Source organism: Streptomyces cyanogenus (assembly GCF_017526105.1).
GTDB lineage: Bacteria > Actinomycetota > Actinomycetes > Streptomycetales > Streptomycetaceae > Streptomyces > Streptomyces cyanogenus.
The window spans coordinates 2,222,501-2,235,776 of the sequence record NZ_CP071839.1; the positions used below are offsets into that span (position 1 = coordinate 2,222,501).

The 13,276-nt window shown below is 70.2% G+C and carries 13 protein-coding genes; 5 read left to right on the plus strand and 8 right to left on the minus strand.

Features of this window, described 5'->3' with window-relative positions:
• Positions 1–356: 356 nt before the first annotated feature.
• Complete coding sequence (locus tag S1361_RS09890; protein WP_208031468.1) at positions 357–1,007, minus strand: DNA-3-methyladenine glycosylase; 651 nt, start codon at positions 1,005–1,007, stop codon at positions 357–359.
• A gap of 100 nt (positions 1,008–1,107) precedes the next feature.
• Between S1361_RS09890 and S1361_RS09895 the strand changes: the two genes are divergently transcribed.
• The 3 genes from S1361_RS09895 to S1361_RS09905 all read left to right on the plus strand — a co-directional run bounded on the left by S1361_RS09895 (position 1,108) and on the right by S1361_RS09905 (position 3,150).
• On the plus strand, positions 1,108–1,890 hold the full coding sequence (locus S1361_RS09895; protein WP_208031469.1) for a sporulation protein: 783 nt from the start codon (positions 1,108–1,110) through the stop codon (positions 1,888–1,890).
• 45 nt (positions 1,891–1,935) lie between these two features.
• The gene (locus S1361_RS09900; RefSeq protein ID WP_208031470.1) at positions 1,936–2,475 is read left to right on the plus strand and encodes a YbhB/YbcL family Raf kinase inhibitor-like protein; all 540 of its coding nucleotides are present in this window, start codon (positions 1,936–1,938) and stop codon (positions 2,473–2,475) included.
• A 168-nt stretch (positions 2,476–2,643) separates the two neighbouring features.
• Positions 2,644–3,150, plus strand: a complete 507-nt coding sequence (locus tag S1361_RS09905) for an HNH endonuclease (protein WP_208031471.1) — start codon at positions 2,644–2,646, stop codon at positions 3,148–3,150.
• A gap of 108 nt (positions 3,151–3,258) precedes the next feature.
• Here S1361_RS09905 and S1361_RS09910 read toward each other — a convergent pair whose 3' ends face one another.
• The 3 genes from S1361_RS09910 to S1361_RS09920 all read right to left on the minus strand — a co-directional run bounded on the left by S1361_RS09910 (position 3,259) and on the right by S1361_RS09920 (position 5,623).
• Positions 3,259–4,218 carry an SPFH domain-containing protein gene (locus tag S1361_RS09910; RefSeq protein ID WP_208031472.1) on the minus strand — a complete coding sequence of 320 codons (960 nt, stop codon included), beginning with the start codon at positions 4,216–4,218 and terminating at the stop codon, positions 3,259–3,261.
• A 123-nt stretch (positions 4,219–4,341) separates the two neighbouring features.
• On the minus strand, positions 4,342–4,773 hold the full coding sequence (locus S1361_RS09915) for an NfeD family protein (protein ID WP_208031473.1): 432 nt from the start codon (positions 4,771–4,773) through the stop codon (positions 4,342–4,344).
• Between the two features lie 58 nt (positions 4,774–4,831).
• Positions 4,832–5,623 carry an ABC transporter ATP-binding protein gene (locus S1361_RS09920; protein WP_208031474.1) on the minus strand — a complete coding sequence of 264 codons (792 nt, stop codon included), beginning with the start codon at positions 5,621–5,623 and terminating at the stop codon, positions 4,832–4,834.
• A gap of 151 nt (positions 5,624–5,774) precedes the next feature.
• On the opposite strand from S1361_RS09920, the gene S1361_RS09925 reads away from it, so the two are divergent.
• Entirely contained in the window at positions 5,775–6,575 is an 801-nt protein-coding gene (locus S1361_RS09925) for a hypothetical protein (RefSeq protein WP_208031475.1), read from the plus strand.
• Positions 6,576–6,650: 75 nt separating this feature from the next.
• On the opposite strand, the gene S1361_RS09930 is transcribed toward S1361_RS09925, so the two are convergent.
• The 3 genes from S1361_RS09930 to S1361_RS09940 all read right to left on the minus strand — a co-directional run bounded on the left by S1361_RS09930 (position 6,651) and on the right by S1361_RS09940 (position 8,844).
• On the minus strand, positions 6,651–6,896 hold the full coding sequence (locus S1361_RS09930) for a chaplin (protein ID WP_208036538.1): 246 nt from the start codon (positions 6,894–6,896) through the stop codon (positions 6,651–6,653).
• Positions 6,897–7,064: 168 nt separating this feature from the next.
• Positions 7,065–7,706, minus strand: coding sequence for a response regulator (locus S1361_RS09935; protein WP_208031476.1), 642 nt, complete (start codon positions 7,704–7,706; stop codon positions 7,065–7,067).
• Positions 7,699–8,844, minus strand: a complete 1,146-nt coding sequence (locus S1361_RS09940; protein WP_208031477.1) for a GAF domain-containing sensor histidine kinase — start codon at positions 8,842–8,844, stop codon at positions 7,699–7,701. The genes S1361_RS09935 and S1361_RS09940 overlap by 8 nt, the downstream gene beginning before the upstream one ends.
• Positions 8,845–9,445: 601 nt before the next feature.
• Here S1361_RS09940 and S1361_RS09945 point away from each other — a divergent pair.
• Positions 9,446–10,234 carry a transglycosylase SLT domain-containing protein gene (locus tag S1361_RS09945; RefSeq protein WP_208031478.1) on the plus strand — a complete coding sequence of 263 codons (789 nt, stop codon included), beginning with the start codon at positions 9,446–9,448 and terminating at the stop codon, positions 10,232–10,234.
• A gap of 97 nt (positions 10,235–10,331) precedes the next feature.
• Here S1361_RS09945 and S1361_RS09950 read toward each other — a convergent pair whose 3' ends face one another.
• Positions 10,332–12,917: an ABC transporter ATP-binding protein/permease gene (locus tag S1361_RS09950; protein ID WP_208036539.1), complete on the minus strand. Its 2,586-nt coding sequence runs from the start codon at positions 12,915–12,917 to the stop codon at positions 10,332–10,334.
• Between the last annotated feature and the right edge of the window lie 359 nt (positions 12,918–13,276).

Here is a 13,276-nt window from a genome sequence, read left to right on the forward strand (position 1 = left end):
TCTCAAGGAACGGTCGCTTCCTTTGTACTCACCCTCTCGGGCTTTCCTCCGGGCGCTTCCCTTCGGTCTTGCGTTTCCGACTCTATCAGATCTTTTCTCGATCCGATTCCCGGTCGGCGGGTTTGTCCCGGGGCTTTCGGCTTTCGCCGTTGGCCCTTTCGACATTCACTACGTTAGCCGATTCCCTCGGGAACTCATAATCGAGTCTCGCGAGTTCGATTTCGGGCGCGCGGGCGCGCCGGAAACGACCCCGCTGAGGGGGGTGAGCTAGGTAGTGGTTTGGCCGCTCCGGCTGCAGGCGATCGCCGTACCCGGTTCAGCGGCTCGGGATACATTACGCACCTTGACGCAGCGAGTCAACCTCGGCGCCGCCTGGGCACGTGCGGGCGATACGGGCTGACGGTCGGGTCGTTGGCGACCCAGAAGCGCCAGGGGTGGAGGTCGCCGTTCCCGCCCTCGCCGGCGACCCCGGTGCGGGGGCCGCTGCGTACCTGATCGGAAGGGACCGGTGTGCCGGTCAGCATCCGCAGGGGCGTCTCGCCGGAGGTGCACGCGTCCGTGCCGTCCAGGGCCCGGCCGACCTCCAGGGCGGTGGCCAGCCGGGCCGGGCCCTTGGCCAGTTCCTTGTCGTTCCGGGCCGAAACACGTCGCTTGCGGGCCAGCTCCGCGCCCTCCACCACTTCTCCCGCGCGCAGCAGCACGGCGCTCGCCCGCCCCTCGGGGCCGCAGACCAGGTTCATGCAGTGCCACATGCCGTAGGTGAAGTAGACGTACACATGTCCGGGCGGACCGAACATCACCGCGTTGCGCGGGGTGCGGCCGCGGTAGGCGTGCGAGCCGGGGTCGTTCGGGCCGTCGTAGGCCTCCACCTCCGTGAGGCGGAGGGCGATCGGGCCGTCGGGTGTCGTCCGGACCAGAATGCGGCCCAAGAGGTCGGGAGCGACCTCCAGGACCGGGCGGTCGAAGAAGTCTCGGGGCAGTGGCGTACGGTCCGGGGGCGCGATCATGCCCTCCGAGGGTAGTCCAGACGGGGCAGCGCGCCCGCGGAACCGGGCGTCGCCGGATCGCGTTTGTACGGGTCGAGGGTCCATTCGTAAAGGGAGAGTCATGGCGTTCAAGAAGCTGCTCGCGAGCCTGGGGGCCGGCGGGGCGTCGGTCGAGACGGTGCTGACCGAGGTCAACGTCGTACCGGGTGGTGTCGTCCAGGGCGAGGTGCGGATCCAGGGCGGTTCCGTGAATCAGGCCATCGAGGGGCTGTCCGTCGGTCTGCAGGCCAAGGTCGAGGTGGAGAGCGGCGACCAGGAGTACAAGCAGGACATCGAGTTCACCAAGGTGCAGCTCGGCGGGGCCTTCGAGCTGCAGGCGGGGGCCGTGCACGCGGTGCCGTTCGGGCTGGAGATCCCCTGGGAGACGCCGATCACCATGATCGACGGACAGGCCCTGCGCGGGATGAACATCGGGGTGACCACGGAGCTGGCGATCGCGCGGGCCGTGGACTCCGGCGACCTGGACCCGATCAACGTGCACCCGCTGCCGGCGCAGAAGGCGATCCTGGACGCCTTCATCCAGCTGGGCTTCCGCTTCAAGAACGCGGACATGGAGCGCGGCCACATCCGGGGTACGCGGCAGAGGCTGCCGTTCTACCAGGAGATCGAGTTCTTCCCGCCGTCGCAGTACCGGGGTCTGAACCAGGTCGAGCTGAGCTTCGTGGCCGACGAGCAGGCGATGGACGTCGTACTGGAGATGGACAAGAAGCCGGGTCTGTTCAGCGAGGGCTCGGACACCTTCCGGTCGTTCCAGGTGGGTCTGAACGACTGGCAGGGGACCGACTGGGCGGCTTACCTCAACCAGTGGCTGTCCGAGGTCGGCAGCAAGCGCAACTGGTTCTAGGCTCGGAACTGCTGGTTTCCAGATCACCGATCAGGAGGTACCGAGGTGACCGAGCTCAAGCGGCGGCCGCTCCCCCACGATTTCCATCCGCCCGTGCCGTCGTTCACGGTGACGAGCGAGGACATCGAGGAGGGTGCGACGCTGAAGAGCGCCCAGGTCCACGCGGAGGGCAACACCTCGCCGCAGCTGCGCTGGGAGGGTTTCCCGCCGGAGACCAAGAGCTTCGCCGTGACCTGCTACGACCCCGACGCGCCGACCGGCAGCGGGTTCTGGCACTGGGTGCTGTTCGACATCCCGGCCTCGGTGACGGAGCTGCCGGCGGGTGCGGGAGGCGGCAGGTTCGAGGGGCTGCCCGCGGGCGCCGTGCACGCGCGCAACGACTACGGGACGAAGGACTTCGGTGGTGCCGCGCCGCCGCCCGGGGACGGCCCGCACCGGTACGTCTTCACGGTGTACGCGGTGGACCAGGAGAAGCTGGGTCCGGACGCGGACGCCTCTCCGGCCGTCGTCGGTTTCAACCTGCGGTTCCACACGATCGCGCGCGCCCAGCTCATCGGTGAGTACGAGAACCCGGCGCAGGGCTGACGCCGACGCACGGATTCAGCCAAGGGTTCATTGAACGTTTGCCCGCCTCCGGTCTTGGAAGTGATCGGAGGCGGGCATTTTTTATTGCGTTGTCCATCTCGGCGCGCCCGTCCAGAGTTGATCCAAGCCCGCCGGGGGGTGGGCAGGTGCACACGGGAGGTGGGCTGGATGCGTGACACGTTGGTCCTGAACGCGAGTTTCGAACCGCTGTCGACGGTGACTCTGAACCGAGCCGTGGTCCTGGTGCTGCAGGACAAGGCCGTGGTCGAGCAGGCCCATCCCGAACTGCGTATGCGCGGTGCCGAGGTGGACATACCCGCGCCCCGGGTGATCAGGCTGTGCCGGTACGTACGGGTGCCGTTCCGAAGACAAGCCCCGTGGTCGCGGCGCGGAGTGCTGGTCAGGGACCGGCACCGGTGCGCGTACTGCGGGCGGCGGGCGACGACCGTGGACCACGTGGTGCCGCGGGCTCAGGGCGGTCAGGACACGTGGCTGAACACGGTTGCCGCGTGTGCCGAGGACAACCACCGCAAGGCGAACCGGACTCCGGAGGAGGCCGGGATGGCGTTGCTCAGGGAGCCGTTCGAGCCGACGCCGGCGGATGCCATGCTCCTGGCTCTGGGGGCCGAGGAGTTCGGAGCTCTTCCCGAGTGGCTCGCCAGGGACGCCGCCTAGGCGTCTGCCGGCAAGTGGTCGTCGGCGGCTACCGGTTGTTCGTGGTGGTGCGCGCAGTTTCCCCGCGCCCCTTTCGGGGCGCGGCCGAACCTGCGTCCGGAGACTGCGTCAGTCGATCGACGGCTTCTCCCGGCGCTCCGGGCCGGAGGACTTGCCGTTGCCCGATGAGCCGCCGTTGCCCGAACCCCCGCCCAGGGGGCCGAAGTTGCCCATCGCGCCGGAGAGGCCCTTGAGGGCGTCGCCGATCTCGCTGGGGACGATCCAGAGCTTGTTGGCGTCGCCCTCGGCGATCTTGGGGAGCATCTGCAGGTACTGGTACGACAACAGCTTCTGGTCGGGGTCGCCGGCGTGGATGGCCTCGAAGACCGTGCGGACGGCCTGGGCCTCGCCCTCGGCGCGCAGGGCCGCCGCCTTGGCCTCACCTTCGGCGCGCAGGATCTGGGACTGCTTCTCGCCCTCGGCGGTGAGGATGGCGGCCTGGCGCGTGCCTTCGGCGGTGAGGATCGCGGCGCGCTTGTCACGGTCGGCGCGCATCTGCTTCTCCATCGAGTCCTGGATGGAGGTCGGGGGCTCGATCGCCTTCAGTTCCACGCGGTTGACGCGGATGCCCCACTTGCCGGTTGCCTCGTCCAGGACGCCGCGCAGGGCCGCGTTGATCTCCTCGCGGGAGGTCAGGGTCCGTTCGAGGTCCATGCCGCCGATGATGTTGCGCAGGGTGGTGACGGTGAGCTGCTCGATCGCCTGGATGTAGCTGGCGACCTCGTAGGTGGCGGCCCGGGCGTCGGTGACCTGGTAGTAGATGACCGTGTCGATGTTCACGACCAGGTTGTCCTGGGTGATCACCGGCTGCGGTGGGAACGGTACGACCTGCTCGCGCAGGTCGATGCGGTTGCGGATGGTGTCGATGAACGGGACCACGATGTTGAGGCCCGCGTTCAGCGTCCGCGTGTAGCGGCCGAAGCGCTCCACAATGGCGGCGCTGGCCTGCGGGATGACTTGGATGGTCTTGATCAGGGCGATGAAGACCAACACCACCAGGATGATCAAGACGATGATGACCGCGTCCATCGTCGTTCCCCGTACCCTTCTCCGCCTCGGCGTCTTCGGCCGATCTCAGGACTGTTGAAGATCTTGCTGGTCGAGTCTGACAGACCGTCGCGCTGCTCGTGCGTCGTTCTCGGCTAGTTGTCCTCAGATGACGATCGCGGTGGCTCCTTCGATGTCCACGACGTCCACTTCCTGGCCGACTTCGTAGCTGCGGCCGGTGTCGAGGGCGCGGGCCGACCAGATCTCTCCGGCGAGCTTGATACGGCCGCCGGACGCGTCGACACGTTCCAGTACGACGGCTTGTCTGCCCTTCAACGCCTCGATGCCGGTGGCGAGTTGGGGGCGCTGTCTGCCGTGCCGGGCCGCGATGGGCCGGACGACGGCGATGAGGGCGACGGAGACGACGACGAACGTGAGGACCTGGATGACCGCGTCGAAGCCGAGGCTGGAGACGACCGCCGCCGCGACGGCTCCCACCGCGAGCATGCCGAACTCCGGCATCGCGGTGACCACGAGCGGGATTCCGAGTGCCGCCGCGCCGACGAGCCACCACACCCATGCGTCGATGTCGTTCACACGGTCATGGTAGGGCCGGGGTCGGGCGGCGGACAGGGCGCGAAGGGAGAGCGCCGGGTCAGGACAGGGGAAGGCCCTGGGCGGTCCAGCGGTCGCCGACCTGCTCCACGACGAGCGGGAGGCCGAAGCAGAGGGAGAGGTTGCGCGAGGTGAGTTCCAGCTCGATCGGGCCGGCGGCGAGGACCTTGCCCTGGCGGATCATGAGGACGTGGGTGAAGCCGGGGGCGATCTCCTCGACGTGGTGCGTGACCATGATCATCGAGGGGGCGATGGGGTCGCGGGCGAGCCGGCCGAGGCGGCGGACCAGGTCCTCGCGGCCGCCGAGGTCGAGGCCGGCGGCGGGCTCGTCGAGGAGGAGCAGCTCGGGGTCGGTCATCAGGGCGCGGGCGATCAGGGTGCGCTTGCGCTCGCCCTCGGAGAGGGTGCCGAACTTCCTGTCGAGGTAGTCGCTCATGCCGAGGCGGTCGAGGAAGGCGCGGGCACGCCGCTCGTCGACCTCGTCGTACTCCTCCTGCCAGTGGGCGGTCATGCCGTAGGCGGCCGTGAGCACGGTCTCCAGCACGGTCTGGCGCTTGGGGAGCTTGTCCGCCATGGCGATGCCGGCCATGCCGATGCGGGGGCGCAGGTCGAAGACGTCGACCTTGCCGAGGGTGTCGCCGAGGATGGTGGCGGTGCCCTTGCTGGGGAAGAGGTAGCTGGAGGCGACGTTCAGGAGGGTGGTCTTGCCGGCGCCGTTCGGACCGAGGATGACCCAGCGCTCGCCCTCCTTCACCGACCAGGAGACCTGGTCCACGAGAGCCCGGCCCTCACGGACCACGGATACGTCCTGAAGCTCCAGAACATCGCTCATGAGCGCGTTGTCTCCCCTTGCAGTGTGGCCGGTCTCGGCTGTCGCGTACGCCTGTGGCTCGGGTCCGCCGCGCCGGTGGGCGCAGCCCTTATGAAATCTACGCCACGAGTGCCCCGCTCCATTCCATCGGTCCGGTCCTTAGGGTGGGGGCATGCTCTCGGAACCGCGTTCAGGACGCCTCGCTGCTTGGGGAAATGCCCTTCTGGCCGGACTTGTCTCTCCTGATGACGCCGTGCTCGCCATCGTGGGCGAGGACGCGGTGCACCGGGTGGAGGGGCTGCCCGGGGAGTCCGCGCCGGTCGGGCTCACGCTCGCGCTGGGACGGCTGCGCACGCTGGGGGTGGCCGGGCTGCGGGTGGCGCTGCCCGCGCCGGGGCATCCGCTGGGGCTGAGCGGTCCGCCGGAGTTCAATGCGCGGGCGCTGGAGGCCGAGGAGGCGGTGGTCTGCCACGGGTCCGCGTTCGGGCTGGTGCCTGAGGTGTACGAGGCCGGGCCCGCGGGTGATGTGCACGCCGAGGTGGTCTGGCAGGTGCTGCCGGTGCGGGAGGCGCCGCCCGCCGACGTGCCGTCGCTGGGCGAGGCCGAGCGGGAGCTGGCGGAGGCGCTGCGGGAGGCGACCGAGGTGCTGTCGAAGCTGGACGTCGCCGCGTCGGGTCCGGTGGCGGAGGCGGCGATCGACGCGTACCGGGCGCGAAGCGCCTCGTCGAGCAGCGGTGCCCGGGACGTGCTGGCGCCGGGGTATCCGCCACGTGCGGCGCGGGTGTTGGAGCTGGCGCAGCGGGTGGGGCTGCTGGTGTCGCTGGCGTACGACCACGGGCACGGGGGTGCGGTCAGCTCCGCCGAGATGGGGGCGCGGGCCGAGGCGCTGCGGCCGGTGGAGCGGACGGCCCGGCGGGCGCAGGTGGCGGCGTACAACGCGTTCGTGGAGGAGCGGGAGCGCGGAGTGCGGTGATCCGCGTCCGCGGGTCGGCGACCCGACAGGCCTCCCGGCGGTTCCGGGAGGCCTGGGGTCGCTGCCGGCCGGGTTTCAGTGGTTGAGGCCGTTGTTCCCGAAGGTCGGGTTCAGCACACCGATGACGTTCACGCTGTTGCCGACCGCGTTCACCGGGACGTGCACCGGGGCCTGGACCAGGTTCCCCGAGGCGATGCCCGGGGAGCAGGCCGCCTCGCCGGTCGCGTGGCCGCCGCCGTGGGCGGAGGCCAGGCCGGCCCCGGCGGCCACCAGGCCACCGGCCACCATCGTCACGGCCGCTGCCTTCTTCAGGTTCTTCACTGTCAACCCCTCCTGGACGTTCACCGCGGCGATCACCGCGGTACGCATGGAGAACGGCCGCGATCAGCGGAGGATGCGCCGTCCGGGTGACATTCCCACGAGAGTATGAATGTCGGTCCGGACCATGACCCTTGGTGTTGCCGTGGGTGAGGCGTTGGTCAGGGCGTTTCAGCCCGTCACGCCGTGGCGTACGGCCCACAGCGCGGCCTGGGTGCGGTCGGCGAGGTCGAGTTTCATCAGGATGTTGGAGACGTGCGTCTTGACGGTCTTCTCGGACAGCACGAGGGCGCGGGCTATCTCCCGGTTGGAGCGGCCGTCCGCTATCAGGCCGAGCACCTCGCGCTCCCGCTCGGTGAGCGAACTCCCTCTGCCCTGGCCGGTGTTGGCCTCCTCCTGGGAGAGCAGGGCGTCGGCGACCTCCGGCTGGAGCAGGACGTGCCCGGCGTGCACGGAGCGGATGGCGCCGGCGAGGGCGTCGGGGTCCACGTCCTTGTAGACGTACCCGGCGGCGCCCGCGCGCAGGGCCGGGACGACCGTGCGCTGCTCGGTGAAGCTGGTGACGATCAGCACGCGTGCGGGGTTGTCGAGCTCGCGCAGCCTGCGCAGGGCGTCGATGCCGTCCAGACCCGGCATCTTGACGTCCATGAGGACGATGTCGGGGCGCAGTTCCTCGGCGCGGGCGACTCCCTCCGCGCCGTCGGCGGCCTCGCCGACGACCTCGATGTCGTCCTGCACCTCCAGGAAGGTGCGCAGGCCCCGGCGGACGACCTGGTGGTCGTCGACCAGCAGCACCTTGATCGGTTCACCCACCGGGGACCTCCATCTCGATCGTGGTGCCCTTGCCGGGCGCCGATTCCACGGTCAGCGTGCCGCCGACGCCGGCGGCCCGGTCCCGCATCGAGACCAGACCGAGGTGGCGTCCGGCGCGGCGGACGGCCGTGGGGTCGAAGCCGCTGCCGTCGTCGGTGACGCGCAGGACGGCTCCACAGCCGCGCCGCCCGATGGTCACGTCGACCCGGTCGGCGCCGGAGTGGCGCAGGGCGTTGTGCAGCGCCTCCTGGGCGACCCTGAGCAGGGCCTCCTCCTGGGCGGCGGGCAGGGCGCGGAAGCCGTTGCCGGTGAAGGTCACGCGCGCGGTGTGGGCGCGGTCGAGGACCTGGATCTGGGTGCGCAGGGTGGCGATCAGGCCGTCCTCGTCCAGCGCGGCGGGGCGCAGCTCCACGACGGCGGCGCGCAGTTCGTCGGCGGCCTCTGCGGCGAGGGAGGCCACCTGGTGCAGTTCGACCTTGGCGCGGGCGGGGTCGCGGTCGACGAGCGCGGCCGCAGCCTGGGCGGTCAGGCGCAGCGAGAACAGTTTCTGGCTGACCGCGTCGTGCAGCTCGTGGGCGAGGCGGGAGCGTTCCTCCGCGATGGTCAGTTCGCGGCTGCGCTCGTAGAGGCGGGCGTTGGTGAGGGCGATCGCGGCGTGCTGGGCGAGGATCGAGAGCAGTTCCTCGTCGTCCTGGGTGAAGCCGCAGCTGCCCTCCGGCTTGGCGCAGCGTTTGTTCGCGAGGAAGAGCGCCCCGATGACCTCCTCGCCGTCCTTGATCGGCAGGCCCAGGAAGTCGGCCAAGTCGGGGTGGGCGTCCGGCCAGCCCTCGAAGCGGGGGTCCTTGCGCACGTCGGCGAGGCGCTCGGCCTTCGCCTCGTGCAGCATCGCGGCGAGGATGCCGTGCTGGCGCGGGAGGGGCCCGATGGCGCGCCACTGCTCCTCGCTGACGCCGTCCACGACGAACTGGGCGAAGCCGCCGTGGTCGTCGGGGACCCCGAGGGCGGCGTACTGGGCGTCGAGCAGGTCGCGGGCGGAGGCGACGATCGTCTTGAGGACGTCGCGCACCTCCAGGTGCCTGCTCATGGCCTGCAGCGCGGAGCTCACCGCGGCGAGGCCGGACCGGGGGCCTTGACTCATGTCCTCACGGTACCGGCGGGGTGTGACAGCACGGATCGGCCCCGTGACGGCGGGCCCCGGTCCGCTGGTCCTAGGGCGGGTGGCGTAGGCCGCCGGGTCGGGGCGGAGGAGTACGCCGATGAGGCCCGGGCACGAGGTGTACGCGCGAGGAGCGGGGGCACGGGCGGCTCGTTCGCTCCTCCTTATAGGAGCGGTGGGAGCCGCATACACGGAGCGGCGCGGGTTCGGTGGCGGTGGCGCCCCTCTCCTCCCTGCGGATGAGAGCCCTCACGCAGTGCGTTGCGGTGGCAACTGCACGTGAGATGGATCGACGCGCCGTGTGACACCGGGCATAGGGCCTGCATCACGTACGAAAGGGCATAGGAGATAAACCGCCCCACATGAACGGGACAGACGGCCCTATCTGTCCCGATTTGCCCCTCCCTGATCCACTACCCGGCATCGTACGTCACACCTTTGCCTGGGCATTTTGCGGCCGCTAAGAATTGCTTCCGTCGCTCAGCGCCGCGGGTTTCGGCCCCGCGGCGTTCGTACGGGAGAGACCGATTCCCCCGCCGGACGCATGAGCGACCTCCGCGCTATCGAAGAGGTCCATCAGCCCATGCCCAAGAACTTCCTCACCCGAGCTCGTAGTCGTGCGCTGACCAAGCAGCACAAGATCGCCGTCGCCGGTGTCGCCGCCCTCGGCACCGCCGCCGTGGCCCTCTCGGCCGCCCCGAGCAGCGCCGAGACCGTCACCACCGGTGCCCCGGCCGCCACGGCCCAGGTCGCCACGGCCCAGGTCGCCGCCGGCACCGTCCTGCACAACGTCCAGGGCACGGTCACGGACCAGCTCGCCGCCGACAGCGTCAAGCTCGACACCTTCGCGGCGCAGAAGAAGGCCGCCGACGCCGCCGCGAAGCAGGCCGCCGCCAAGAAGGCCGCCGTCAAGGCGGCCGCGGAGGCCGCCGCGAAGAAGGCCGCCGCCGACGCCGCCGCCAAGAAGGCCGCGCAGGAGCGCGCCGCCAAGGCCGCCGTCACCCGCTCCGTGGAGCGCCCGCAGATGCAGACGGTCGCCGCGAAGACGTACTCCAACAACCTCGACGGCTGGATCCGCCAGGCCCTGGACATCATGAAGGCCAAGGGCATCCCGGGCAGCTACAGCGGCCTGCACCGCAACATCATGCGGGAGTCCTCCGGCAACCCCAAGGCCATCAACAACTGGGACATCAACGCCATCAACGGCATCCCGTCCAAGGGTCTGCTGCAGGTCATCCCGCCGACCTTCCAGACGTACCACGTCGCGGGCACGTCCTGGAACATCTACGACCCGGTCGCGAACATCACCGCCGCCGCCAACTACGCGGCCCACCGGTACGGCTCCATCGACAACGTCAACAGCGCGTACTGAGGCCCTGGCGCGGGACCTCTGCGACGTAACGCCGAAGGGCGGCACCCCATCACGGGGCGCCGCCCTTCGGCGTCGTACCGGCACGGACCGGGCCCGGCTACTTGCGCATGACCTCCGGCTCGTGGCGGCGCAGGAAACGGGCCACGAAGAAGCCGCAGAGCACACCGAGCGCGATCAGCGCGATCATGTCCCCGGCCCAGGCACCCACCGTGTGGTTCCACAGCGGATCGTTGTCGCCGGCGGTCTCCGGCGGGCTGATCCGGTTGAAGTCCAGCGTGGCGCCGGACGCGGCGACCGCCCAGCGGGACGGCATCAGGTACGAGAACTCGTTGACGCCGACCGTGCCGTGCAGGGCGAACAGACAGCCGGTGAAGACGACCTGGATGATCGCGAACATGACCAGCAGCGGCATGGTCTTCTCGGCGGTCTTCACCAGCGAGGAGATGATCAGGCCGAACATCATCGCCGCGAAGCCTAGCCCCATGATCGGCAAGGACAGCTCCAGCAGGGTGGCGTGCCCGAGGACGAGGCCCTCGTCCGGGATCTCACGCCGGCCGAAGCCGATGACGCCGACGAGCAGCCCCTGGAACCCGGTGATCACACCGAGCACGACCACCTTCGACATCAGGTACGCCGACCGGGACAGGCCCGTGGCGCGCTCCCGCTCGTAGATCACCCGTTCCTTGATCAGCTCTCGGACGGAGTTCGCGGCACCGGCGAAGCAGGCGCCGACGGCCAGGATCAGCAGCACGGTGGTGGCCGTGCCGTTGGGCACGATCTGGCCGGTCTGCGGATTGGGGCCGTTGGGCAGCAGGCCGCGGTCCGGGTGGATCAGCAGGCTGACCGAGCCGATGACGGCCGGCAGGAGCACCATCAGGGCCAGGAAACCGCGGTCGGAGGCGATGACCGAGACGTAGCGCCGCACCAGGGTGACGAACTGGGAGAACCAGCCCTGCGGCTTGGGCGGCCTGATCGCCTGCATCGGCGGCATCTGGACCGCCTGCGGTGCGACCGAGTCGACGTCCGCCGCGTACATCTGGTAGTGCTGCGAGCCCTTCCAGCGGCCCGCCCAGTCGTAGTCGCGGTAGTTCTCGAAGGCGGAGAAGACGTCGGCCCAGCTGTCGTAGCCGAAGAAGTTCAGCGCCTCCTCCGGCGGGCCGAAGTAGGCGACCGCGCCGCCCGGCGCCATCACCAGCAGCTTGTCGCACAGCGCCAGCTCGGCCACCGAGTGGGTGACGACGAGGACCGTACGGCCGTCGTCGGCGAGACCCCGCAGCAGCTGCATGACGTCGCGGTCCATGCCCGGGTCGAGACCGGAGGTCGGCTCGTCCAGGAAGATCAGCGACGGCTTGGTCAGCAGCTCCAGGGCCACCGACACGCGCTTGCGCTGGCCGCCGGAGAGCGAGGTGACCTTCTTGTCCTTGTGGATGTCGAGCTTCAGCTCGCGCAGCACCTCGTCGATGCGGGCGTCGCGCTCGGCCGCCGTGGTGTCGGCCGGGAAGCGCAGCTTGGCCGCGTACTTCAGGGCCTTCTTGACGGTCAGCTCCTTGTGCAGGATGTCGTCCTGCGGGACCAGACCGATGCGCTGGCGCAGCTCGGCGAACTGCTTGTACAGGTTCCGGTTGTCGTACAGCACCTCGCCCTGGTTGGCGGGCCGGTAGCCGGTGAGCGCCTTGAGCAGGGTGGACTTGCCGGAACCGGACGGGCCGATCACGGCGATCAGCGACTTCTCGGGTACGCCGAAGGAGACGTCCCTGAGGATCTGCTTGCCGCCGTCGACCGTGACGGTCAGATGGCGGGCCGAGAAGGAGACCTCACCGGTGTCGACGAACTCCTCGAGGCGGTCGCCGACGATCCGGAACGTGGAGTGGCCGACGCCGACGATGTCGCTCGGGCCGAGCAGCGCCGAGCCGCCCTTGGCGATCGGCTGGCCGTTGACGTACGTGCCGTTGTGCGAGCCGAGGTCCCGGATCTCGAAGCGGCCGTCGGGCGTGGCGTGGAACTCGGCGTGGTTGCGGGAGACCTGCAGGTCGGAGACGACCAGGTCGTTCTCCAGGGCTCGGCCGATGCGCATGACGCGGCCGAGCGCGAACTGGTGGAACGTGGTCGGGCTGCGGTCGCCGTGCACCGGCGGCGCCCCCGCGTCGCCACCGGGCGTCTGCGCGTACGGCTCGGCCGGGCCCGCCTGCTGCTGCGGGAACGCGGGCTGCTGCTGCCAGTCCGGCTGCGGTGCCTGCTGGTGCCCGGGCCCCTGGTGGGGCACGGCATGCTGCGGGGCGGCCTGCTGGTGCGCGGGCGCCTGCTGCGGGCTCTGCTGGGCCCAGCCGGGCGCGCCCTGGGCCGCGTACGGCGCCGCCTGCGGCTGCTGTGCCGGGCCGGCGACCGGTGCGGCGGCCGCGGACAGGTTCAGCCGCGGTCCGTCGGTCGCGTTGCCGAGGTGCAGCGACGAGCCGGGGCCCAGCTCCATGTGCTGGATCCGCTGGCCCTGCACGTACGTGCCGTTGGTGCTGCCGTGGTCCTCGATGACCCAACTGCGGCCGTTGAAGCTGACCGTGGCGTGCCGCCAGGACACCCTGGCGTCGTCGAAGACGATGTCCCCCTGCGGATCGCGTCCGAGGATGTATGCCCTGGACGGATCAAGTGTCCAGGTACGTCCGTTTGTTTCGAGTACGAGTTCCGGCACTCCATGCCCCACTGAGTTGTCCCCCGAATTACCCCCGTCGCGGGGAGTCTAGGGATGTCGAACATCGTGGGGAACTATTTCAGGCTCGTCCCCCTGACCGAAACCCGGCCCTTGCCGAGCGTTCCGCGGCACGCTCCAACTCGCCTTGCGGACGGGGGTGACACCGGGCGGACCAGGGACGACAGGGGCACGCATGTCCCCCCTCCGGCCGCAGGCGGGCGAGGCCACGGCGCGCACGGACCGGGCGCCGGCCGGGCCACGGCGGCCCCGGGCCCACCGCGCCGCCTGCCCCCCGCCGGCGCCGCGCCGCCCTGGGGCGGCGCCTGGACCTGCCGTCCGGAGCAACCCGTGGGACCCTC

Coding starts and splice junctions, on each gene's coding strand:
- S1361_RS09890 (WP_208031468.1), bottom strand. CDS start 1,007: ATGATCGCGCCCCCGGACCGTACGCCACTGCCCCGAGACTTCTTCGAC.
- S1361_RS09895 (WP_208031469.1), top strand. CDS start 1,108: ATGGCGTTCAAGAAGCTGCTCGCGAGCCTGGGGGCCGGCGGGGCGTCG.
- S1361_RS09905 (WP_208031471.1), top strand. CDS start 2,644: ATGCGTGACACGTTGGTCCTGAACGCGAGTTTCGAACCGCTGTCGACG.
- S1361_RS09910 (WP_208031472.1), bottom strand. CDS start 4,218: ATGGACGCGGTCATCATCGTCTTGATCATCCTGGTGGTGTTGGTCTTC.
- S1361_RS09920 (WP_208031474.1), bottom strand. CDS start 5,623: ATGAGCGATGTTCTGGAGCTTCAGGACGTATCCGTGGTCCGTGAGGGC.
- S1361_RS09925 (WP_208031475.1), top strand. CDS start 5,775: ATGCTCTCGGAACCGCGTTCAGGACGCCTCGCTGCTTGGGGAAATGCC.
- S1361_RS09940 (WP_208031477.1), bottom strand. CDS start 8,844: ATGAGTCAAGGCCCCCGGTCCGGCCTCGCCGCGGTGAGCTCCGCGCTG.
- S1361_RS09945 (WP_208031478.1), top strand. CDS start 9,446: ATGCCCAAGAACTTCCTCACCCGAGCTCGTAGTCGTGCGCTGACCAAG.